We start from the raw sequence: 20068 nt of genomic DNA on the forward strand, positions 1-20068 counted from the left end.
GAGGGGCGATGGAAAAAGTGCCCATGACGGCGGGGGGCTACGAAGCCCTCGAAGCCGAACTGAAGCGATTGAAGACCGTGGATCGCCCGTCGGTGATCCAGGCGATCTCGGCCGCGCGCGAGCACGGCGATCTTTCGGAGAACGCCGAATATCACGCCGCCAAGGAGCGGCAGAGCTTCATCGAGACCCGCGTCCTCGAACTCGAGGACAAGATCTCGCGCGCCCAGGTCATCGACGTCTCGAAACTCTCGGGCGAAGTGGTGAAATTCGGCGCCACCATCACCCTGGTGGACGCCGACACGGACGAGGAAGTGGTCTATCAGATCGTCGGCGTCGACGAAGCCGACGTGAAGGCCGGCCGCCTCTCCGTCTCTTCCCCGGTTGCCCGCGCCATGATCGGCAAGACCGTCGGCGACGAGATCGAGGTCACCACCCCCGGCGGCCATAAATCCTACGAGATCCTGAAGGTGAAATTCGGCTGAATCGCCCCGTGCCGATCGCCGGCACGCGCGGACAGCGGATCCGAACGGCATGAATGCCCCCGGCCGTCGCCGGGGGCATTCCGTTTGTGGCGATCAGTTGTAACGATCGACCAGTCGCGGCGGCCGGATCGAACCCGGCCGCCTGACCTTTCGATGCCGGATCAGACCCGGATCAGACCTGGCCGAAGGCCGGGTCGGAAACGCTCGGCTGGCCGTTTTCCATGCGGCCGGCATAGCGCCGGGTGAACACCGATTGCTCGGTCTCGCCCGCCGTATAGTCATAGATGGTGTAGTCGTACCAGTTGCTGCTGTCCTTCAGGTCGCGACGCACGACGATGCGCTCGCCCGGGCTCAGGTGCTGGTTCGAGGCATAGGTCTCATAGGCATTGGCCACGATGCGAAGGTGGCAGCTGCGCTTGCCGTTGTTGGTCAGCACGATGTTCACGTGCTGGCTGTCGCGGTCGAAGCGGAAGTCGACCTCGGGGATCGCGAGACCCGCCTTGCCGGCTTCATTGACGTCGCCGACGAAGTGACGGTGATAGCCGTTCGGCCCCAGGAGCCAGAGGTCGTAACGGCCGTCGTCGCCCGTGATGTCCCATTCGCCGAACAGATGCTTGCCGGCCTCGACCGAATAGCGGCGCGGCACCCGGTCGAGATGCAGCTTGTCGTAGACGTGGAACACGGCGCCCGCCGTGCCCAGATTGCGGAAGCGCAGCCGGATCGAGTCCGCGTCGGTCGTCGCATCGACGTCGAGATCGTAGGGCAGCGGCCGCGAAAGCCGCAGGCCCTGGGCCTGGACCGGGATCGCCTGGTCGGCCTCGGCCGGCACGGGCACCTGGGCACGCATTTCCTGCTCGGCGCGGATCGCGTCGGCGGCGGTCTTGGTGCGGGACGGCAGCTCCGGCACCTCGGCGTTCGGGTTGACGAAGTCGAAGGCCGACATCAGGTCACCGCAGAAGGCCTTGCGGTAGGGGCTGACGTTGGTCTCGGCGACGCCGAAGCGGGTTTCCAGGAACCGCAGGACCGAGGTGTGGTCGAAGGTTTCCGAATTGACCCAGCCGCCGCGGCTCCAGGGCGAGACGATGTAGCAGGGAACGCGCGGGCCCGGACCGTAGACGCGGCCGTCCGGCGACGGCTGGCCCCTGGTGCCTTCCGGCTTCGGGTGAACGAAGCGTTCGACCGTCAGTTCGCTCTCCTTGATGGTCGAGGCGCCGGCCGGCGTGCCGTCCTCGTTCATCGAATAGACGCAGGGCGGCGGCATGTGGTCGAAGAAGCCGTCGTTCTCGTCGAAATTGACGATGAGGACGGTCTTCGACCAGACCTCCGGATAGGCGACCAGCGAGGCCAGCACCTTCTGGGTATACCAGGCACCCTGCACCGGGCTGGACGGGCCCGGATGTTCGCTGTAGGTGCGCGGCGCGACAATCCAGCTCACCTGCGGCAGATGGCCGATACGGACGTCGCCGGCGAATTCCTGGAGCAGGCCGCCCTTCGGCATGGTGTTGCCGCAGCCCTTGTAGAGCGGATTCACCCGCTCCAGCTTCTGGCGGTATTCGGTATAGGGCGAACCGTTCGAATTGTTGCCGACGTCCTCGTTGGCCTTGCGATAGGTGCGGAAGCCGTGCAGCGAGTTGTCGGTATAGTTGTCCGGCATGTTCTGATAGACCTTCCAGGTCACGCCGGCGTCCTGCAGGCGCTCCGGATAGGTCTTCCAGGTGAAGCCTTCGGAGGACGGGCCGAGGTCGTCCCATTCGTTGACGACCTGGGCGACGCCCGCGCCGGTCGGGCCGTTGGTCCCGGTCCACAGGAACATGCGGTTCGGATTGGTGCCGCCGTGCAGCGCGCAGTGATAAGCGTCGCAGACGGTGAAGGCATTGGCCAGCGCGTACTGGAATTCCAGTTCGGCTTCCTCGTAATGGCCCATCGAATGGTCGCGCTTGTAGAGCGGCCATTGGGCCATGCGGCCGTGATCCCAGGCATTCTGGGCATCGCTCCAGGAGTGCGGCGTGCCGCTGACGCGCTGGGCGTTGCCCTGGGTCGCGTCGAGGTGGTACGGCGTGACGATACGGGTGCCGTTCGACTGCTGGAAGGCGTTGCGGCCGTCCGGCAGCGGCATCGCCAGCCGGTCGCCGAAGCCGCGCACGCCCGACATGGTGCCGAAGTAATGGTCGAACGAACGGTTCTCCTGCATCAGGATGACCACATGTTCGACGTCCATGATGGATTTGGTGGCGTTGTTGGCCTCGATCGCCAGCGCCTGCCGGATGACCGGCGGAAACGCCGACATCGCGGTCGCCATGCCGGCCAGCGCGCCGGCATTCTTCAAGAAATCTCGCCTGTTCTTATCGGTCATGTTGAACTCCCTCAACCCTACGCAAGACGGGGACGCACGGACCCGTCAGCCGGAATTCGCCGGCTGGCGCAGCCTTACAGTCGTGTCGGCATCGTGGGATGATGCTGATTACGCCCCCTGACGGGGCGTAGCGGAGGCGGCCGGTCGCGTATCGTGGGAAGACGTCCCCCCGCCTTCTCCGCCTCGATCCGCACCGCTCCGGATTCGCGAGGGGGATGGTGAAACCGCTTCGTTACCGAGCGATGTCAGAATGGAATCCGTTTTAGTAACAATCCGAGACACGGGCGGGCCGCCGCCGCGCCAGGCGCGGCAATCCGCCGCTTTCGGCCGGCTTGCGCTTTTCGCATGAGCCCATGCGCCGTGTCTCGACGGCGCCGGATTGACGCGCGACGACTCGGACGCGGACGCGATCAGTTACAAATTTTTCGAAGAATGGGCCGCTTCCCCACCCGTCCGGGGGGAAGCGGCGAAAGGCGCTCCGGCCTCAGCGGCCCCGCACCAGATCGTCATAGGCCGTCATCAGGCCCTTGGTGATCTCGCCGACCTCGAAGCTGTAGGGGCCGATTTCGGACAGCGGCGTCACTTCGGCCGCGGTGCCGGTCAGGAAGGCCTGTTCGAAACCTTCCATCTCTTCCGGCATGATGGTGCGCTCGATCACCTCGATGCCCTTCCGGCGGGCGAGGTCGATCACGGTGCGGCGCGTGATGCCGTCGAGGAAACAGTCGGGGGTCGGGGTGTGGAGCTTGCCGTCCTTCACGAAGAAGATATTGGCGCCCGTCGCCTCCGCGACCCGGCCGCGATAGTCGAACATCAGGGCGTCGTCGAAGCCCGCCGCCTCGGCCTTGTGCTTCGAGAGGGTGCAGATCATGTAGAGGCCGGCGGCCTTGGAGGCGGTGGGCGCGGTATCGGGCGCCGGGCGCTTCCAGTCGGCGATGGTGAGGCGCAGGCCCTTCAGGCGCGCTTCCGGCGAGAAATAGGACGGCCACAGCCAGCAGGCGATGGCGACATGGATGGTGTTGGCCTGGGCCGAGACGCCCATCATCTCCGACCCGCGCCAGGCGAGCGGGCGGACATAGCCGTCGACGATGCCGTTTCTGGCGACCACATCGCGGGTGGCTTCGTCGATCGCCTCCACCGTCATCGGCACGTCGAAGCCGAGGATGCGGCCCGAATCGATCAGGCGCTGGGAATGTTCAGTCAGCTTGAAGACCTTGCCGCCATAGACGCGCTCGCCCTCGAAGACGCAGCTCGCGTAATGCAGCGCATGAGTCAGGACGTGGCAGCGCGCATCCCGCCAGGGCACCATGACGCCGTCATACCAGATGAAACCGTCGCGGTCGTCGAATGCCGGGCCAGCCATGGGGTTCGCTCCTGAGTGCCAGTTTGTCTTGCGGGTCGTTTTGGCGGCAGACTAGAGCGAAGCGGCCCTCAATACTACGTCAATATCGCTGACGTAATTGCCGCGCCATCTTGCAGAATCCCTATAACAAGGCAGGATGCCAGTCGCCCCTTCGCCGAGATAGCCGCCGATCATGAACAGTCTGCCCCAGGGGTCACGCCCCAATCCGCTCTTCCTGCGCGACGAGGAAATCAGGCAGGGCATCGAGTTGCTGTTCTTCGCCTATCGCGACTTCACGTCCGATGCCGACGCGGTACTGGCGCGTCACGGCATGGGCCGCGCCCATCACCGCGCCATCCACTTCATCGGCCGGCGCCCGGGCATGACCGTCAACGAATTGCTGTCGATACTGCGCATCACCAAGCAGAGCCTGTCGCGTGTCCTCTCCCAGCTCGTCACGGAGGGGCTGGTGGCCCAGACCCAGGGCACGCGGGACCGCCGCCAGCGCCTGCTCTCCCTGACCGACGACGGCAAGGAGCTGGAACGCCAATTGTCGGGCCTGCAGCGCGCCCGGGTCACCCGCGCCTATCGCGAGGCCGGCGCCGAGGCGGTGGCGGGTTTTCGCGCCGTTCTCATCGGCCTCATAGACGAAACCGACCGCGAGACGGTGCTCGCCACCGTCGACAAGGATTGAAGGTGGCGCCGGCGATGGAGGACAGCGCGCCGCCCCCGCACCTGCTGATCGTCGACGACGACGCGCGACTGCGCGGTCTTCTCGGCAAATATCTGGCCGATCAGGGCTTTCGCGTCTCGACCGCCGGCGACGCGGCCGAGGCCGAACGCCAGATCGACGCCATCGCCTTCGATCTCCTGGTCCTCGACGTCATGATGCCCGGAGAGGACGGCATCGCCTTCACCCGCCGCCTCAAGGCGGACGACATGCCGCCGATCCTGCTGCTGACCGCGCGCGGCGGGCCGGACGACCGCATCGCCGGGCTTGAGGCCGGCGCCGACGACTATCTGCCGAAACCCTTCGAACCGCGCGAACTGGTGCTGCGCATCCGCACCATCCTGCGTCGCCAGTCCGCCGCGCCCGCCCAGGCGGCGGCGGAGAACGCGGTGCAATTGGGCGCCTGGCGTCTCGATCTCAACCGGGGCGAATTGCGCCGGGGCGGCGAGGTGGTGCGCCTGACTTCCGGCGAATTGACCCTGATGCGCCTCCTGGCGGAGCGCGCGGGCGAACCCATCAGCCGCGAGGAACTGGCGCAGGCGACCGGCCAGGCCCAGGAGCGCACGATCGACGTCCAGGTCACGCGGCTGCGCCGCAAGATCGAGGACGATCCCCGCGCCCCCCACCACCTGCAGACCGTGCGCGGCAAGGGCTATGTCCTGTGGCTGAGCTGAACGCGCCGCCCGCCGCCGATCCCATCGAACGCCTGTCCCGCGCGATCCGTCGGGCGATGCCGAAGAACCTCTTCGCCCGCGCCCTCATCATCATCGTCGCCCCCGTCTTCATCTCCCAGGCGATCCTCTCCTTCATCTTCATCGACCGGCATTGGGAACTGGTCACGCGGCGCCTGTGCAATTCGCTGGCGGGCGACATCGCCTATGTCGTCGCCCAGATGGACGAGACGCCGGGGGCCGACAATGCCCGCATCTTCCACCTGGCGCGGGCGACCATGCAGCTCGGCCTCGAGCAGGATGCGCGGGCCGATCTGCCCCCGGTGGCGAGCGGGCGTTTCCCGATCCTCGAACGGGTGCTCCGGGGCGAACTGACCAGCGTCGTCGGTCTGCCCTACACGATCGACACCACCTCCGATCCCGACGTGATCGGCATGACCTTCGACCTGGGCGACAGCCTGCTGCGGGTCAGCGTGCCCCTGAAGCGCATCACCACGTCGACCAACGAATTGCTGTTCTTCTGGATGGTCGGCCTCTCGGTCCTGCTCCTGACCGTGGCCATTCTGTTCCTGCGCAACCAGATCCGCCCCATCGTGCGCCTGACCGAGGCGGCGGAAGCCTTCGGCAAGGGCCAGGCGGCCGGCGACTTCAAGCCGTCCGGCGCGCGCGAGGTGCGGCGCGCCGCCGCCGCCTTCATCGCCATGCGCGAACGGATCGAGCGCCACCTGCGCCAGCGCACCGAAATGCTGGCCGGCATCAGCCACGACCTGCGCTCCCCCCTCACCCGCATGAAATTGCGCCTCGCCATGATGGGCGGCGGCGAGGATCAGGCGGAACTGACCCGCGACGTCACCGAGGTCGAGCGCATGATCGAGGAATTCCTCGCCTTCGCGCGCGGCCAGGAAGGCGAGCAGCCGGCCGAGACCGATCTCGCCGCCCTGATCGAGGAAGTGGTGGAGGACGCCAACGCCGGCCCGCGCGACGTGCCGGTCGAAGCCCCCGACCTCGTGTCCCTGGTGGTCACGCTGCGCCGTCACGCCCTGAAACGCTGCCTCGTCAATCTGGTCGACAATGCCCAGCGCCATGCCCGCCATGTCCGGGTGCGCCTCTCCTCGTCCAGCCGCTGGGTCGAGATCGCCGTCGACGACGACGGCCCGGGGATTCCGGAGGACCGGCGGGACGATGCCTTCCGCCCCTTCGTCCGCCTCGACGTCGCGCGCAATCCGGAGGATGCCGGCGTCGGCCTCGGCCTTGCCATCGCGCGGGACGTGGCGCGCAGCCACGGCGGCGACATCTTCCTGGAGCGAAGCGCCATGGGCGGGTTGCGCGCCCGCATCCGCCTGCCGGCCTGACGCCATGATCCGCCGGACCGGCCCCGCCCTGCTCGCCCTGCTCGCTCTCATCCCGATCGCGGCCGCGGCGGAAGACGACTACAGCGACCTCGACGACTGGTTCGGCGCCGCGGTCGAGGAGGAAGGCGCGACGCCCTGGACCGTCGCCTGCGCCGCCACCTCCGTCATCGCCGACGGCAGACTGTCACGTGCCGGGGCCTGCAACGCCGCCTTCGCGGGCGCGGACGGTGCCGTACTGCGGCTCTGGACCGAGGCGCGGGATGCCGACGGCGTGCCGCGCCGGCCCGCCGCCGTGACCGTCGAATTCGCCGTGCCGGCGGACAAGCTGCAGGCGCTGCAGGCGCGCTTCGCCGGCAATGCCGCGCTGCTGGCCTCGGCCGCCGTGCTGCGCCTGACCTTCAATCACAAGCCGATGGAGACGCGGCGCTGCGACACGCTGGTCGCGACCGCGCCGGCCACCGCCGCCACCGCCGCCGGTCCGCGCGCCTTGCGGCTCGAACGGATCGGCTGTTTTCTCGAGGATGCCGAGGGTCTGCTGCACCAGGACCTGCTGGCCACCGGCAGTTTCGCCGCCGCCCTCACCCTGAACGACGTCCATCTGACAGGGGGCTTCGCCCTGCCCTCGGGCGGCGACGCGGCCTTCGGGCGGGCACTGGCCCGGCTCGACGGCCGGCCCGAGGCGCCGGAAGCCGCGCCGCCGCTGCCCCGGACACGCGACTAGCCCGAACGCGACTAGAACAGGCGTCCGCCGTCGGGCACGGATTGGCCGGGGCCGATCAGGACGACGGCGCCATTCTCGTCCGGCACGCCCAGCACCAGGACTTCCGACATGAAGGGACCGATCTGGCGCGGCGGGAAATTGACCACGGCCAGCACCTGACGGCCGATCAGGCCTTCGGGCTGGTAGTGGACGGTGATCTGGGCCGAGGAACGGCGCCGCCCGATCGCGCCCCCGAAATCGACCGTCAGCTTGTAGGCGGGCTTGCGCGCCTTCGGGAACGGCTCCGCCTCGACGATGGTGCCGACACGGATGTCGAGCTTCAGGAAATCGTCGAATGTGACGGGACCCGGGGCCCCGGTGTCATCGCCCGCCATGATCATCTCCCTGACAATGACTGGATTGATCGAAAAATTGCCTGACCCGAAACGAGAACGGGCGGCGGGAGACCCGCCGCCCGTTCGAACGCGAAAACCCGCGATCGGGATTATTCGCCCTTGGCCTTGGCGGTCAGGGCCTTCACTTCCTCGATCGATTCCGTGACCCGCTTCTGGATCACGTCGAAGGCTTCGGAATTGGCCTTGGAGGTCATTTCGGCCAGTTCGCGCATGTTGGCGAGTGCCGCCTCGAAGGCCTTCTTCAGGACTTCGGGGGCGACCTTCGCTTCGCTCGGGCTGGTGGTCATGCTCCTCAGCACGCTCGCCGCCTCGGTCATGGTCTCGCGCATGATCTCGACCTGACGCTTGGCGACCGCCTGGAAGCCTTCGAAGGCGATGCGGTTGGCCTGGGTCAGGGCTTCGATGTTCTTCCGCGACGACGAGACGATGGCGTCCATGTCGACATTGGGCATCTTCATGTCGCCGACGAACTTCTTCACGTCGAAGCTGAAAAACGGAAACTCAGGCTTGTCGGAGGCCATAACGAATCCTTTCGTCGAAAGCAGCCCCGCCCTTTGTTGGGGAGGTTGACAGGGCTTTCCCGCTTACTGCCGACGGCGATTTCCGACGGCAGTGCACAATGTAGCACCTACTCTTTCTTTTCGCTCATAGACTTGAGTTCGCTGACGGTGGCCTTCATGCGCTCGTTGATCATCGAGACCGCTTCGCCATTGGCCTTGGCGGTCGCCTCGGCGAGGTCCTTCATGTTCTGGATCGCCATGTTCAGGGCCATCTTGGCGATGTCGGTCGGCGACGGGCCTTCGCCACCTTCGCCGCCTTCGCCCTTCTTCATCTCGCGCCGCGCCTTGATGGCGGCCTGGGCCATTTCCATCGTGTTCTGGAAGATCTCGACCTGGCGCTTGGCGAGGCTGGCATAGCCGTCGGTCACCGACCGCTGGGCCGCGATCAATGCATCCATGTTCTTGCGATTGGTGTCGATCAATTGCCCGACGTCGATCGTCGGCAGGCGGAAGCCGCCCAAGAGCTTGCCGACGTCGAAACCGAAGAGATTGGCGGAATTCTTGTCGTCGCTCATGGCGTTCTTCCTCGTTGCGGGACTCGATTCGGATGTTCCATCAGGAGAATATATCGAAGCACTACGACACGTCGATTGCAGAGCCGCGCCGCAACATTGACGCCGGCAATGACCGCATCAGCCGATCGCCGCGGGCAATCTGGCGGTCGAGGGCGGCCATGGTCCGCCCCAGATCCTCGCTCTCGTCCTCGAGAAAGACCGGCAGCACCGCAAGGAAGACCGCGGCCGCACCGCGCCGCCGGATGAAGCCGGCGATGCCGCCGCCGTCCAGTCCCGCCGCCGCGACCATCCAGTCCATGGAGCGCAGGAAATCCGGCAGCCGGGCCAGCACGCCGAGGGGATCGCGGCGGTCGGTTGCGACAATGGAACGCAGTGCCGCGCGATGGGGCGCCAGCGCCTCGAAGCGGCGCATCAGAACGTCGAACAGGCGATCGCGCGGCGGCTCCGCCATCAGGGACGGATCGTCGCCCGCCAGCACGGCACGGTCGATGCGGCGCCCGAAGGCGCGCAGGATGGAGGCGGAATCGAGATGGCGGGGATAGCATTCGGCGAGCGGCACGCCGGCACGGGCGGCGATCGCGGCCAGGGTCACCCGCGACCAGGGCATTTCCGCCGCCAGGGCCAGGGCGGCATCGATCAGGACGTCCTCGTCCTCACGCCCGCCTTTCTCTCGCCCGTCTTTCTCACGATCATCGCGGTTCGGATTTTCGCCTCGCGCTGCCATCGCCGATCTTTCGCGCCTTGCCCTGTTGGAGCAGCATGAATCGGATCGGCGGCGATGGCCAGCAGGCTTTCGCCCCCGGTCCTCAGCCCGCCAGTTCGCGGGAGCGGGCGGCGGCGGCGGCGATCGCCCGGTCGAACAGGGGCTGCAGCCCGTCGTCCGCCATCAGGACGTTCAGGGCCCGCTCGGTGGTGCCCGCCGGGCTCGTCACGTTGCGGCGCAACTGATCGGCCGGTTCGGACGAAAGCCGCGCCAGTTCGCCGGCCCCCGTCACCGTCTCCCGGGCGAGGCGCATGGCGAGATCCGGGTCGAGGCCGGCGGCGGCGCCTGCCTTGGCCATGACTTCGATCAGCAGGAAGACATAGGCGGGACCACCGCCCGAGAGCGCGGTCACCGCGTCGATCTGGCCCTCGTCCTCGACCCAGCCGACGGCGCCGACGGCGGCGCAGAGCCGCTCCGCCAGGGCCTTGTCGGCGGGGCCGGCGGCCCGCCCCCCGACCAGCACGGTCATGCCCCGGCCGACGGCGGCCGGCGTATTGGGCATGGCGCGCACCACCGGCACGCCCGCGCCGAGGGCCGTCTCGAACAGGGCGATGCGCTTGCCGGCGGCGATCGAGAGCACGAGGCTCCGCGCCGACACCAGGGGCTTCAGGGCCGGCAGCACCTTGTCCATGGTCTGGGGCTTCACCGCGACGACGACGGCGCCGGGATCGAGATCCGCCGGCACCGCCGACAGATCCCCATGGACCCGGACGCCGCGCGCCGCGAGATCGGGTGCCCCCGCCGGCTCGACCACATGGGCGAGCTCGGGGGCGAGGCCGTCGCGCAGCCAGCCGTCCAGCATGGCGCCCCCCATCTTCCCGCAACCGACCAGCAGCATCGGCCGGTCCAGAATGGTTTCGGTGGTCATGGGGGACTCCTTCGGGCGATCAGGGCCGGGCGATCAGGTGCCCGTCACGCCTCCCCGACGGTTTCGATCAGGGAGGCGGCCAAGGCTTCGATCGCGCTCTTACCGCCCCAGAGGACGAATTGGAAGGCCGGATAGAAGCGCTCGCAGGTCGAAATGGCGATGTCGATCAATTCCTCGCACACGCTCATCGAAACGCTGTCGCCCATCAGGCTGGCGTGGCGGAACAGGATCACCCCGTCTTCCGACCAGAGGTCGAAATGGCCGAGCCAGAGCTGTTCGTTGATCAGGCCGAGCAATTCGTAGATCTGGGCCTGACGCGCCGGCGGCACGCGCATGTCGAAGGCGAGCGTGAGCTGCAGGGCCCGTTCCGGCTCGCGCCAGGAGAAGCCGAAGTGATAGTCGCACCAGCTCCCGTTCACCGCGACCGACAATTCGCCGTCCCCCGCCCGGTCCGAAGGCCAGTCGTTGGCCGCGACGATCTGCTCGATGAGATCGATCGGATCCAAGACCGTGGTCTCGCGCTCGGTATACAGCATTGCCATGATCCTACTCCTCATGCTTTGCGGCCGGCCGCCGAAACGGCGAGGCCGCGGGTGAGACCCGGGATGGGGCGAGAGGGAACGAAGGTATCCGAGGGTGGTGCATCGTGCCGGCCGGGACCGCCATCGACTCGAAACCCGGTGCCGCCCGCCTGGGCAGTACAGATCCGGGCAGCGCAGATCTTGGGGGTCGAAGGCATCGCATCCACCATGGCTAAACGGTCGCAAAGCATTCGATTCGGAGCAAGGCCCACAACCCGCCTTTCGGGGAAACTTTCGTGAAGCAGGGGCAATTTCGGAGGCCCCCCGGCTTCGACTTGCGGAAGCCCCGGCTTGTCCTTATGTTCCCGCCACTCGAAGCGCGGTCAGGCCGCCGCGCCGTTGGGGCGTAGCCAAGTGGTAAGGCAGCGGTTTTTGGTACCGCCATTCCCTGGTTCGAATCCAGGCGCCCCAGCCAGACCGCCCTTCCCTGTTCGGCGACGCGTTTCCACTGTCTCGCTTAGACGTGAAATCGGGCCCGAATCCAGGGCTTTCCCGCCGGCGGCCCGCTTGACCATCGCCTTCTCGGTCGTCAAGGGGGTATGCTGGCACGCTGAACCCCTGTCCGGTGCCCGAACAGAGAGAGCTTCATGCTGGTTATCAGTTACGGTATTACCAAGTCTGGCAGCACATTGGCGTTCGAACTCGCCAAGGCCGTTCTTTCGTTTTCCGGATTTCCCCAGGACCGGCTGGCCGAACATCTGCTTACCCCCGGCCACAATATCAATTTCACGACCGAACCGAACCTCGAGACCATCGACGCCATCCTCGGATCCCTGGCGCCCGGACAGCGCATCGTCCTGAAGACCCACCGCGCGCCCCCCGCGGAAGAGCGTCCCCGACTGGAAGCCTTGTGCCGTGAAGGGCTGCTCAAGATCCAGGTCGCCGTGCGCGACCCGCGCGACATATGCCTGTCCCTGGTCGACGCCGGCGAAACCGCCCGGCGAAACGGCCATACCGCCTTTTCCCGCATCGAGACCCTCGATACCGCGCTGCGGACGGTTCGGCGGCAGATACCCAATTTCCGTTTCTGGGCGAGCCTCAAAGACGCGCTCCTTCTCCCTTATGAACAATGCGCTTTCGAGACCGAGACCGCGGTCGCCCGAATTTCGGCCCAGCTGGGGGTCGTCGCCCCCATCGACAAGGTTCGTCGCCACGTCTTCGACTGCGCCTTCACCCAGTTCAACAAGGGCGTGCCGAACAGGCACGCGGCCGAAATGACCGAAGCGGACGACGAGAAAGTGCGCGACCAACTCGCGGATTTCTTTCGGGACTTCGTCGACGTCGGCGAGGCCGGCGCCGCCCCCGGTTTGGCGGAAGCCCCGAGTGCCCGGCTCTCCCTATCCGAACGGTGAATCGGGAAACCTTCCCCCGATAGGGCCTGGACAGAGGTAGAAGCATGCTGGTCATCAGTTTCGGCATACCCAAATCGGGCAGCACGTTGGCGTTCGAACTGGCGAAGGCGGCGCTGACCTTCGCGGGCTATCCGCAGCACCGCCTGCCCGACGATCTGGTCCTGCCGGAGTCCAGCGTCAATTTCATGAACAAGCCGGACATCGAGCATGTCGAAGCCGTGCTTCGGTTCATGACTCCGGACCGGCGCCTGATCGTCAAGACCCACAACCGGCCGCCGCCCCGGGAACTACCGCATTTCGAAGCCCTCGTCAGGGCCGGCCGGATCAAGATCCAACTGCCGGTCCGCGACCCCCGCGACACCTGCCTCTCCCTGGTCGATGCCGGCGACAAGGCCCGCGCAACGGGTCAGGCGGGATTCGCGCATATCCACACGCTCGAAGATGCGCGGGCGGTGGTGGGGCGCCATATCCGCAAGTTCCAGATCTGGGCCGCCCTCAGCGACGCGCTTCTTCTGCCCTACGATCAATGCGCCTTCGACACGGAGACGGCGATCCGCAGGATCTGCGCGCATTTAGGCATCGATGCGCCCGTGCCGGAGGTGCGGGACCACGTGATGAATCACGCCTTCACCCAATTCAACAAGGGTGTGGCCGATCGCCATGTGACGGAAATGCAGCCCGTGGACAGCGAGAGCATCCGGGCGGAATTCGCGCCCTTCTTCAGGGATTTCATCGAAGCGGACGGCAGCGACAGTGTCTGGGTCCGGCAATTCCGCAAGCGCCACATTCCGGAACCCGACGCCGCCTGACCGGAACGCCCGACTTGCCGGGACACCCCGCATGAGAAAGACCCGCCGAGATTGCCGGCTCGGCGGGTCCAGTCACTCGAGTGGATGATGTCCAAGTCGAAACCGTAGACCTTTTGGCTCCGGACCATCGAAGCACGCGCACTTGCGTTTGGGTCTACAGTCAGAAAGTTGGCGTGAATCCCACGGCGTCGCAAGCGGGCTTACGCCGAAACGGGGCAAAAGGACCGGGATTCACCACCAGATCAGAGACCACTCGGGCCTGGGCCCGGGGCGGGATCACCGGAATCGCCACCGTCACTACCCGTTCGGGTGGATCGACACGAGATGCTGCAGCCGGTGCAGGTGGCGATCGCGGATACCGTGGGCGGCCAGCGCCCGAATCGATTCCTCGAGATAGGCCCGGCAGGTGCCGAGGAAGCCTTCGGCGGTGGCGATGGTCGCCGCCGTCTCGAATTCGCACATGCGCCCGGCATAGCGCGGCCCCGCGCGGTTGATGACGAAGGTGACGGCACGCACCGGGCCATCCGCCGTATCGAGGTTAACCCAGCGCGGGACATAGCCGCCGGTCAGCATCTCGCGCCGCCAGACGAGGCGCAATTCATGCTCCGCCGCGGCGCGGGGGATCCGGAAGGCCATGCCCTTGCAGGCACCGCCGCGCTCGAGACCGAGGACGAGACCCGGCCTCTCGACCGTGCCCCGGCCCAGCGGCGTCCACAGGCAGAAGCGCCGGTGCCACCCGCGCAACAGGCACAGCGCCTGTTCCTCGTGATGGATCGCCGGATTCCACATCAGGGACCCATAGCCGAAGAGCCAGACGTCACCCTCCGGCGCCTCGTCGAGCGTTGCCCGAAGGGAGTCGTCACGCTGTTGCGGGGTCAGGAAGGTCATGTAGCCGGGCGGCAGCAGTTCGAGGATTCGCGCCTCGAACGCGTCGGATGCCAGATCGTCCCGGCGCAGGGACATCCCGCGCGCTCAGCCCTGCCCCTGCTGCGCCAGCTTCGCCTCGAGGGCGGCCAGGCGTTCGGCCAGGGCTTCATTCTCGGCGCGGGCCTTGGCGGCCATTGCCTTCACGGCCTCGAATTCCTCGCGCGGGACGAGCTGCATGTCGGCCACGAAGCGTTCCACCAACTGGCGGACGACGCCGTCCGCCTCCTGGCGCACACCCTGGAGGGCGCCCATGGCGCCGGTCGCGAGGCGGGCGATATCGTCGAGCAAGCGATTGTCGGTCTGCATGATGGGGACAGTCTGCCTCGCCCACTTTCGCGTTGCAACGACGGCTTTGCCTTTCCGCGTCGCCCGCCCCACGGCCTTGACAGCGGAGCGGCCCCGGCCGACAACCCGGACGCCGCCTAGGGAGCCCCGCCCATGTTCACCATGCTTCCCACCATCGCCTTTCCCGTGATCGACCCGATCGCCTTTCAGATCGGCCCCCTGGCCATCCGCTGGTATGCGCTCGCCTATGTCGCGGGGATCGTGCTCGGCTGGCGCCTCGCCATGCGCCTCGCCGCCCGCGGGAGCAGCCCGGTGCGGCCGGCGGAAGTGGACGATCTCGTCGTCTGGGTCACCCTCGGCATCATCCTGGGCGGGCGCATCGGCTACATCCTGTTCTACAATTTTCCGGTCTACATGGAGGAACCGCTGGCGGCGCTCCGCATCTGGGAGGGCGGCATGTCGTTCCACGGCGGCCTGATCGGCGTCGTCCTCGCGGTCGTGCTGTTCGCCCGCAATCGTCGGATTCCACTGTTCGGCCTCGGCGACGTCGTGGCGATGGTGGTGCCCATCGGTCTGTTCTTCGGCCGGATCGCCAATTTCATCAACGGCGAACTATGGGGCCGCGCGACCGATGTTTCCTGGGCCATGGTCTTCCCGAGCGACGAGCTTCACCTGCCGCGCCACCCGAGCCAGCTCTATGAAGCCTTCCTCGAAGGCATCGTGCTCTTCATCCTCCTGATGCTGATGGAACGCCGGGGTATCCGACGCAACATGGGCGCCATGAGCGGCATTTTCCTGATCGGCTACGGCATCGCCCGCATCGCCAGCGAATTCTTCCGCCAGCCGGATCCGCAGCTCGATTTCCTCGTCTTCGGCACCACCATGGGTCAGCTCCTGTCGGTCCCGATGATCCTGATCGGTATCTGGATGGCGGCCACGTCGGGCCGCCGCCCCGCCCCCGACCGGTCGAAAGAGGATGCGGTCGCGGCCTGATGGCGGGTGACGGCGCAGGCCCCTCTCCACTCGCCCGCCTGCTGGCGGAGCGGATCGCGCTGGACGGTCCCCTGCCCGTCGCGACCGTGATGTGGGAGGCGCTGTCGAACCCGGTTCACGGCTACTACATGACGCGGGAGCCCTTCGGCGCGGCGGGCGATTTCACCACGGCGCCGGAGATCAGCCAGATGTTCGGCGAGATGCTGGGGTTGTGGCTGGGCGCGGCCTGGGCCGACATGGGCGCGCCGCCGCGCGTGGTGCTGGCGGAACTGGGCCCGGGGCGCGGCACGCTGATGGCGGATGCGCGCCGGAGTCTCGCCCGCGTGCCTGGCTTTCCCGTCGATCTCCCCGTGCATCTGGTCGAAACCTCGCCCCGTCTTCGCCGGCTCCAGGCCGAGACCATCGGCGCCGCCGTCGTCCATCACGACCGGCCGGAGGATCTGCCGGGCGATGCCCCCCTGCTGCTCCTCGCCAATGAATTCTTCGACGCCCTGCCGATCCGGCAGTTCGTCTTCACCGGCGCGGGGTTCAACGAACGGGTGGTCGGCCTCGACGCGGACGGCGGTCTCGCCTTCGGCCTGGCGCCCGAGACGGCACCGGCGCATGTGCTGCCACCCCATGAAGCGCCGACACCCGGCGCCGTCCTCGAAGTCTCGCCCCTCGCCGTCGAGATCGCGGCCGGCCTCGGCGGGCGGCTGGCGCGGCAGGGCGGCGCTGCGCTGATCGTCGACTACGGCGCCGCCCATCGGGGTTTCGCCGATACGCTGCAGGCGGTCGCCGGGCACCGCCATGCCGACGTGCTCTCGACCCTGGGCACGGCCGACCTGACGGCCCACGTCAATTTCGCCCATCTGGCCGCCGCCGCGACCGGCGCCGGCGCCCGCGCCCACGGCCCGCGCGACCAGGGCGCGCTGCTGACCGATCTCGGTATCGGCGTGCGCGCCGGGCGGCTGGCATCGGCCAATCCGGCGCGCGCCGCCGATGTCGTCGCCGCCCACGCCCGGTTGACCGCGCCGGAGCAGATGGGCAGCCTGTTCAAGGCGCTGGCCCTGACGGGGCCGGGCCAACCCGTTCCGCCTGCTTTCTGAAGGCTCGCCGATGTCCCGTCCGCCGTGCCATCTCAGCCCCGCCCTCGGCGCCCTGCCCCATGGCTTCTTCGGAAGGCGCGGCGGCGTTTCCGGCGGCATCTATGATTCGCTGAACTGCGGCTTCGGCTCGCGCGACGAGCGCCAGGCGGTGGACGAGAACCGGGCCCGTGTGGCCGGGGCCGTCGGCGCCGGCACGCTCGTCTCCCTGCACCAGATCCACAGCACCCGCGTCGCCACCGTGGAGACGCCGTGGCAGCCCGGCCAGGGCCCGGAAGCCGACGGCATGGTGACCCGGGCACGCGGCATCGCGCTGGGCGTGCTGTCGGCCGATTGCGCCCCGATCCTCTTCGCCGATGCCGAGGCCGGAGTGATCGGCGCCGCCCATGCCGGCTGGAAGGGCGCCATCGGGGGCGTCGCCGAGGCGACGGTCGCGGCCATGATCGACCTCGGCGCCAAGCCGTCGCGCATCGCCGCCGCCGTCGGCCCCTGCATCGGCCCTGCCTCCTACGAGGTCGGCCCGGAATTCGAAGCCCGTTTCGTCGAGCAGGACGGACCGGCGGCCCGGCGCTTCTTCCATGTGCCCGATGCCGGCACCCGTGCCCATTTCGACCTCCCCGCCTATGTCGCCGACCGGCTGGCGCGGGCCGGGATCGGCACCGTCGACGTCCTCGGCCTCGACACGGCGGCGGACGAAGGGCAATTCTTCTCCTACCGGCGGGCGACCCATCGGGGCGAGGCGGACTATGGCCGCGAGGTCGCCGCCATCATGCTGGATTGACCCGGAAGCGAATGATCCGGGAGACCGTAATCCGGGGAAACCGACGGCGAAAGGCCCCCATGCCGCACCTAATGATGTTCACCGCCATCCTCCTTCTCGGCCTGCTGGCGAGCTGTGTCCTTCTCTAGAAAGACAACGCGGGCGCTCGCGCTCCTTCTCGTCGCCGTGCTGGCGGCGGGCTGTCACGGCACGGCCAAGACCCGCCTCGGCCGTCTTCTCGGCCGCGCGCCCCAGGCGAAGACCCTGGTGCCGCCGCCCCCCGCCGAGGGTGCCGACCGCCTGCTGACCGGCCTCCCCGTTCTCGTCGCGCCGACCATCGGCCTCTCGACCGACGTGGACGGCCGGCCCGGCCTGCTCGCCGCCGCCGTCGCCCGGAACCTGATCGCCGCCGACGTGCTGGCGACCACCCGCGCCGCCGCCAGCCAGAGCTATGTGCTGACCACCTGGGTCGTGGGCCAGGACCTGCTGGCCGATCTCCGCCGGCCCGACGGCATTCCGGCCGGACAATGGCGTATTCCCCTCGGGGCCGAGACGTCGGCGATCACCGGCCCCGCGCTCGACGCGCTGGCCCTGCGCATCGCGCGGACGATCACCGGAAACACCGGTGTGCCCGCGCCGGCGCCGGTCGCCGCGGCGCCCCGGGCCTCCCGCATCTCGGTCGTCGTCGGCGGTGTCGAAGGGGCGCCGGGCGACGGCAACCACGCGCTTGCCGACGCCATGCGACGCGCCCTCGCGATCGCCGGCGTAAGAGTGCCGACGGAGCCGGAGGAAGGTGCCCTGGTCGTAACGGGCGACGTCTCGGTCCGGCCGCTGACGCCGATGCTGGAACATGTCGTGCTGGCCTGGGAGGTCCGCAATCCGGCGGGCGAGGTGATCGCCACCATCGCCCAGGAAAACGACGTGCCGGCCGGCAGCCTGAACCAGTCCTGGGGCCCGATCGCAGGGGCCGCCGCCCAGGGCGGCGCGGACGGCGTGCTGCAACTGCTCGATTCGCTGCGCCGTTGAGAGGGCCGCTGCCCTGCGCCGCCATCGCGACAGATTTGCGACGAAGCGGGGCCAAGGCGCGTTTACAGCCCTGTGACGGCTTGATACAAAGCCGGCGACTTCGCGGGGCCCCTGGGGTCACGTGTTCCCCCACTCACCCCTTCGGGGCCGGATCGTGTTGCGCGGTTCGACCGGAACGGGAAGCAATTCGCGGGTGCGCAAATGAAGGTGCTGGCCGGCAACAGCAACCGACCGCTGGCGGAGGCGATCGCCGCCTACCTCAACCTCCCCCTGACCAAGGCCAGCGTCCGGCGCTTCTCGGACCAGGAATGCTTCGTCGAGATCCACGAGAACGTCCGCGGCGAGGACGTCTTCGTCATCCAGTCGACGTCCTTTCCGGCGAACGACAACCTGATGGAACTGCTGGTCTGCATCGATGCGCTGCGCCGCGCCTCGGCCAAGCGGATCACCGCCGTCATCCCCTATTTCGGCTATGCCCGCCAGGACCGGAAGCCCGGCCCGCGCACGCCGATCTCGGCCAAGCTGGTCGCCAATCTGATCACCACGGCCGGCGCCAACCGCGTCCTGACCCTCGACCTGCACGCGGGCCAGATCCAGGGCTTCTTCGACATCCCGACCGACAATCTGTTCGCCGCCCCCGTCTTCGTGCAGGACATCAAGGAACAGTTCGGCACCGAGGAACGGCTGATGATCGTCTCGCCGGACGTCGGCGGCGTGGTCCGGGCACGTGCCATCGCCAAGCGGATCGATGCCGATCTCGCCATCGTCGACAAGCGCCGCGAGCGCGCCGGTGAATCCGAGGTCATGAACATCATCGGTGATGTCGCCGGCCGGCGCTGCATCCTGGTCGACGACATCGTCGATTCGGCCGGCACGCTGTGCAATGCCGCCGCCGCCCTGATGGACAAGGGCGCCCTCAGCGTCTCCGCCTATGTCAGCCACGGCGTGCTGTCGGGCGGCGCGGTCGCGCGCGTCTCCGCCTCGAAGCTCGAATCCCTGGTGATCTCGGACTCGATCCTGGCGACCGAGGCGGTGCGCCTGTGCCGCAACATCCGCCGCGTCCCCATCGCCCCCCTGATCGCCGAAGCGATGCGCCGCATCACGGACGAGACCTCGGTCTCCTCCCTCTTCGACTGACCTCTCGAACAACGCCGCCGTTCGGCCGCCGCCCCCGCCGGGGCGGCGGCTTTTTTTCGTGCTGTCACGGCGGGGACAGAACGGGCGGCCGCGACGTGGGATCCAAGGCGGGCAGTCGACAACCTAAGGAGACCTGCCCATGCAACCGATCACCACCACCGTCTTCGCGCCCACACGGCCGAACGGCGTCACCCGGCACCTGCGCCGCATCGCCGACCACATGGCCGAGCGCCGCCGCCGGCGCCAGACCTACGCCTTGCTGGCCAATCTCGAGGACCGCATCCTCGACGACATCGGCATTTCCCGGGCGGAGGTCGAGGCCGGCCTGCGTCGCGGCTTCCTCTGAGGCCCGGCGCGGCTCGCC

At 67.9% G+C, this 20068-nt stretch carries 23 protein-coding genes and 1 tRNA gene; 14 read left to right on the top strand and 10 right to left on the bottom strand.

All coding sequences use genetic code 11. The features are described 5' to 3' along the window. The first annotated feature begins 8 nt into the window (after nucleotides 1-8). Nucleotides 9-482, top strand: coding sequence for a transcription elongation factor GreA (gene greA / locus L2U69_RS04205; RefSeq protein WP_236105304.1), 474 nt, complete (start codon nucleotides 9-11; stop codon nucleotides 480-482). A gap of 172 nt (nucleotides 483-654) precedes the next feature. Here greA and L2U69_RS04210 read toward each other — a convergent pair whose 3' ends face one another. Continuing rightward, nucleotides 655-2835 (bottom strand): phosphocholine-specific phospholipase C, encoded by a 2181-nt coding sequence (locus L2U69_RS04210; RefSeq protein ID WP_236105305.1) that lies wholly within the window; start codon nucleotides 2833-2835, stop codon nucleotides 655-657. Nucleotides 2836-3319: 484 nt separating this feature from the next. After that, entirely contained in the window at nucleotides 3320-4195 is an 876-nt protein-coding gene (locus L2U69_RS04215; RefSeq protein ID WP_236105306.1) for a branched-chain amino acid aminotransferase, read from the bottom strand. Nucleotides 4196-4367: 172 nt separating this feature from the next. Here L2U69_RS04215 and L2U69_RS04220 point away from each other — a divergent pair, with 172 nt between their 5' ends. The 4 genes from L2U69_RS04220 to L2U69_RS04235 are packed head-to-tail and all read left to right on the top strand — an operon-like array spanning nucleotide 4368 to nucleotide 7648. Then, entirely contained in the window at nucleotides 4368-4868 is a 501-nt protein-coding gene (locus tag L2U69_RS04220; protein ID WP_236105307.1) for a MarR family winged helix-turn-helix transcriptional regulator, read from the top strand. Between the two features lie 14 nt (nucleotides 4869-4882). Next, nucleotides 4883-5578, top strand: coding sequence for a response regulator (locus L2U69_RS04225; protein WP_236105782.1), 696 nt, complete (start codon nucleotides 4883-4885; stop codon nucleotides 5576-5578). Beyond that, complete coding sequence (locus L2U69_RS04230) at nucleotides 5566-6927, top strand: ATP-binding protein (protein WP_236105308.1); 1362 nt, start codon at nucleotides 5566-5568, stop codon at nucleotides 6925-6927. The genes L2U69_RS04225 and L2U69_RS04230 overlap by 13 nt, the downstream gene beginning before the upstream one ends. A gap of 4 nt (nucleotides 6928-6931) precedes the next feature. Beyond that, complete coding sequence (locus L2U69_RS04235) at nucleotides 6932-7648, top strand: hypothetical protein (RefSeq protein WP_236105309.1); 717 nt, start codon at nucleotides 6932-6934, stop codon at nucleotides 7646-7648. An 11-nt stretch (nucleotides 7649-7659) separates the two neighbouring features. On the opposite strand, the gene L2U69_RS04240 is transcribed toward L2U69_RS04235, so the two are convergent. From L2U69_RS04240 to L2U69_RS04265, 6 genes are all read right to left on the bottom strand, one after another. After that, nucleotides 7660-8022, bottom strand: a complete 363-nt coding sequence (locus L2U69_RS04240; RefSeq protein WP_236105310.1) for a tRNA-binding protein — start codon at nucleotides 8020-8022, stop codon at nucleotides 7660-7662. Nucleotides 8023-8132: 110 nt separating this feature from the next. Then, nucleotides 8133-8564: a phasin family protein gene (locus L2U69_RS04245; protein WP_236105311.1), complete on the bottom strand. Its 432-nt coding sequence runs from the start codon at nucleotides 8562-8564 to the stop codon at nucleotides 8133-8135. A gap of 107 nt (nucleotides 8565-8671) precedes the next feature. Next, a complete protein-coding gene (locus L2U69_RS04250; protein WP_236105312.1) occupies nucleotides 8672-9118 on the bottom strand; it encodes a phasin family protein in 447 nt (148 codons plus the stop codon). Between the two features lie 61 nt (nucleotides 9119-9179). Next, nucleotides 9180-9842, bottom strand: a complete 663-nt coding sequence (locus tag L2U69_RS04255) for a TetR family transcriptional regulator (protein WP_236105313.1) — start codon at nucleotides 9840-9842, stop codon at nucleotides 9180-9182. An 82-nt stretch (nucleotides 9843-9924) separates the two neighbouring features. After that, nucleotides 9925-10749 (bottom strand): pyrroline-5-carboxylate reductase, encoded by an 825-nt coding sequence (gene proC / locus L2U69_RS04260; RefSeq protein WP_236105314.1) that lies wholly within the window; start codon nucleotides 10747-10749, stop codon nucleotides 9925-9927. A 44-nt stretch (nucleotides 10750-10793) separates the two neighbouring features. Continuing rightward, nucleotides 10794-11291 (bottom strand): type III secretion system chaperone family protein, encoded by a 498-nt coding sequence (locus tag L2U69_RS04265; RefSeq protein ID WP_236105315.1) that lies wholly within the window; start codon nucleotides 11289-11291, stop codon nucleotides 10794-10796. A 379-nt stretch (nucleotides 11292-11670) separates the two neighbouring features. On the opposite strand from L2U69_RS04265, the gene L2U69_RS04270 reads away from it, so the two are divergent. The 3 genes from L2U69_RS04270 to L2U69_RS04280 all read left to right on the top strand — a co-directional run bounded on the left by L2U69_RS04270 (nucleotide 11671) and on the right by L2U69_RS04280 (nucleotide 13491). Beyond that, nucleotides 11671-11745 (top strand) — tRNA-Gln (locus L2U69_RS04270). A 172-nt stretch (nucleotides 11746-11917) separates the two neighbouring features. Further along, nucleotides 11918-12682, top strand: coding sequence for a hypothetical protein (locus L2U69_RS04275; protein ID WP_236105316.1), 765 nt, complete (start codon nucleotides 11918-11920; stop codon nucleotides 12680-12682). A gap of 44 nt (nucleotides 12683-12726) precedes the next feature. Further along, entirely contained in the window at nucleotides 12727-13491 is a 765-nt protein-coding gene (locus L2U69_RS04280; RefSeq protein WP_236105317.1) for a sulfotransferase domain-containing protein, read from the top strand. A 297-nt stretch (nucleotides 13492-13788) separates the two neighbouring features. Here L2U69_RS04280 and L2U69_RS04285 read toward each other — a convergent pair whose 3' ends face one another. Together L2U69_RS04285 and L2U69_RS04290 are read right to left on the bottom strand one after the other, a co-directional pair. Further along, nucleotides 13789-14454 carry a gamma-glutamylcyclotransferase gene (locus tag L2U69_RS04285; RefSeq protein ID WP_236105318.1) on the bottom strand — a complete coding sequence of 222 codons (666 nt, stop codon included), beginning with the start codon at nucleotides 14452-14454 and terminating at the stop codon, nucleotides 13789-13791. A 9-nt stretch (nucleotides 14455-14463) separates the two neighbouring features. Beyond that, complete coding sequence (locus L2U69_RS04290; RefSeq protein ID WP_236105319.1) at nucleotides 14464-14724, bottom strand: accessory factor UbiK family protein; 261 nt, start codon at nucleotides 14722-14724, stop codon at nucleotides 14464-14466. A gap of 132 nt (nucleotides 14725-14856) precedes the next feature. Between L2U69_RS04290 and lgt the strand changes: the two genes are divergently transcribed. The 6 genes from lgt (at nucleotide 14857) to L2U69_RS04320 (ending at nucleotide 20050) form a co-directional block, all read left to right on the top strand. Then, entirely contained in the window at nucleotides 14857-15696 is an 840-nt protein-coding gene (gene lgt, locus L2U69_RS04295) for a prolipoprotein diacylglyceryl transferase (protein WP_329605362.1), read from the top strand. Continuing rightward, a complete protein-coding gene (locus L2U69_RS04300; protein ID WP_236105320.1) occupies nucleotides 15696-16784 on the top strand; it encodes a class I SAM-dependent methyltransferase in 1089 nt (362 codons plus the stop codon). The genes lgt and L2U69_RS04300 overlap by 1 nt, the downstream gene beginning before the upstream one ends. Before the next feature lie 10 nt (nucleotides 16785-16794). After that, nucleotides 16795-17562, top strand: coding sequence for a peptidoglycan editing factor PgeF (gene pgeF, locus L2U69_RS04305; RefSeq protein ID WP_236105321.1), 768 nt, complete (start codon nucleotides 16795-16797; stop codon nucleotides 17560-17562). 114 nt (nucleotides 17563-17676) lie between these two features. Next, nucleotides 17677-18567, top strand: a complete 891-nt coding sequence (locus L2U69_RS04310; protein WP_236105322.1) for a hypothetical protein — start codon at nucleotides 17677-17679, stop codon at nucleotides 18565-18567. Between the two features lie 201 nt (nucleotides 18568-18768). After that, nucleotides 18769-19704 (top strand): ribose-phosphate pyrophosphokinase, encoded by a 936-nt coding sequence (locus tag L2U69_RS04315; protein WP_236105323.1) that lies wholly within the window; start codon nucleotides 18769-18771, stop codon nucleotides 19702-19704. 139 nt (nucleotides 19705-19843) lie between these two features. Next, nucleotides 19844-20050, top strand: a complete 207-nt coding sequence (locus L2U69_RS04320) for a DUF1127 domain-containing protein (protein ID WP_236105324.1) — start codon at nucleotides 19844-19846, stop codon at nucleotides 20048-20050. The last annotated feature ends 18 nt before the right edge of the window (nucleotides 20051-20068 follow it).

This window comes from Zavarzinia marina (genome assembly GCF_021568905.1).
In the GTDB taxonomy this organism is placed as follows: domain Bacteria; phylum Pseudomonadota; class Alphaproteobacteria; order Zavarziniales; family Zavarziniaceae; genus Zavarzinia; species Zavarzinia marina.

Bases quoted from the DNA above. Each gene is read 5' to 3' on its own strand.
- greA (WP_236105304.1), top strand. From the start codon at position 9: ATGGAAAAAGTGCCCATGACGGCGGGGGGCTACGAAGCCCTCGAAGCC.
- L2U69_RS04210 (WP_236105305.1), bottom strand. From the start codon at position 2,835: ATGACCGATAAGAACAGGCGAGATTTCTTGAAGAATGCCGGCGCGCTG.
- L2U69_RS04215 (WP_236105306.1), bottom strand. From the start codon at position 4,195: ATGGCTGGCCCGGCATTCGACGACCGCGACGGTTTCATCTGGTATGAC.
- L2U69_RS04220 (WP_236105307.1), top strand. From the start codon at position 4,368: ATGAACAGTCTGCCCCAGGGGTCACGCCCCAATCCGCTCTTCCTGCGC.
- L2U69_RS04225 (WP_236105782.1), top strand. From the start codon at position 4,883: ATGGAGGACAGCGCGCCGCCCCCGCACCTGCTGATCGTCGACGACGAC.
- L2U69_RS04235 (WP_236105309.1), top strand. From the start codon at position 6,932: ATGATCCGCCGGACCGGCCCCGCCCTGCTCGCCCTGCTCGCTCTCATC.
- L2U69_RS04240 (WP_236105310.1), bottom strand. From the start codon at position 8,022: ATGGCGGGCGATGACACCGGGGCCCCGGGTCCCGTCACATTCGACGAT.
- L2U69_RS04245 (WP_236105311.1), bottom strand. From the start codon at position 8,564: ATGGCCTCCGACAAGCCTGAGTTTCCGTTTTTCAGCTTCGACGTGAAG.
- L2U69_RS04250 (WP_236105312.1), bottom strand. From the start codon at position 9,118: ATGAGCGACGACAAGAATTCCGCCAATCTCTTCGGTTTCGACGTCGGC.
- L2U69_RS04255 (WP_236105313.1), bottom strand. From the start codon at position 9,842: ATGGCAGCGCGAGGCGAAAATCCGAACCGCGATGATCGTGAGAAAGAC.
- proC (WP_236105314.1), bottom strand. From the start codon at position 10,749: ATGACCACCGAAACCATTCTGGACCGGCCGATGCTGCTGGTCGGTTGC.
- L2U69_RS04265 (WP_236105315.1), bottom strand. From the start codon at position 11,291: ATGGCAATGCTGTATACCGAGCGCGAGACCACGGTCTTGGATCCGATC.
- L2U69_RS04275 (WP_236105316.1), top strand. From the start codon at position 11,918: ATGCTGGTTATCAGTTACGGTATTACCAAGTCTGGCAGCACATTGGCG.
- L2U69_RS04280 (WP_236105317.1), top strand. From the start codon at position 12,727: ATGCTGGTCATCAGTTTCGGCATACCCAAATCGGGCAGCACGTTGGCG.
- L2U69_RS04285 (WP_236105318.1), bottom strand. From the start codon at position 14,454: ATGTCCCTGCGCCGGGACGATCTGGCATCCGACGCGTTCGAGGCGCGA.
- L2U69_RS04290 (WP_236105319.1), bottom strand. From the start codon at position 14,724: ATGCAGACCGACAATCGCTTGCTCGACGATATCGCCCGCCTCGCGACC.
- lgt (WP_329605362.1), top strand. From the start codon at position 14,857: ATGTTCACCATGCTTCCCACCATCGCCTTTCCCGTGATCGACCCGATC.
- L2U69_RS04300 (WP_236105320.1), top strand. From the start codon at position 15,696: ATGGCGGGTGACGGCGCAGGCCCCTCTCCACTCGCCCGCCTGCTGGCG.
- pgeF (WP_236105321.1), top strand. From the start codon at position 16,795: ATGTCCCGTCCGCCGTGCCATCTCAGCCCCGCCCTCGGCGCCCTGCCC.
- L2U69_RS04315 (WP_236105323.1), top strand. From the start codon at position 18,769: ATGAAGGTGCTGGCCGGCAACAGCAACCGACCGCTGGCGGAGGCGATC.
- L2U69_RS04320 (WP_236105324.1), top strand. From the start codon at position 19,844: ATGCAACCGATCACCACCACCGTCTTCGCGCCCACACGGCCGAACGGC.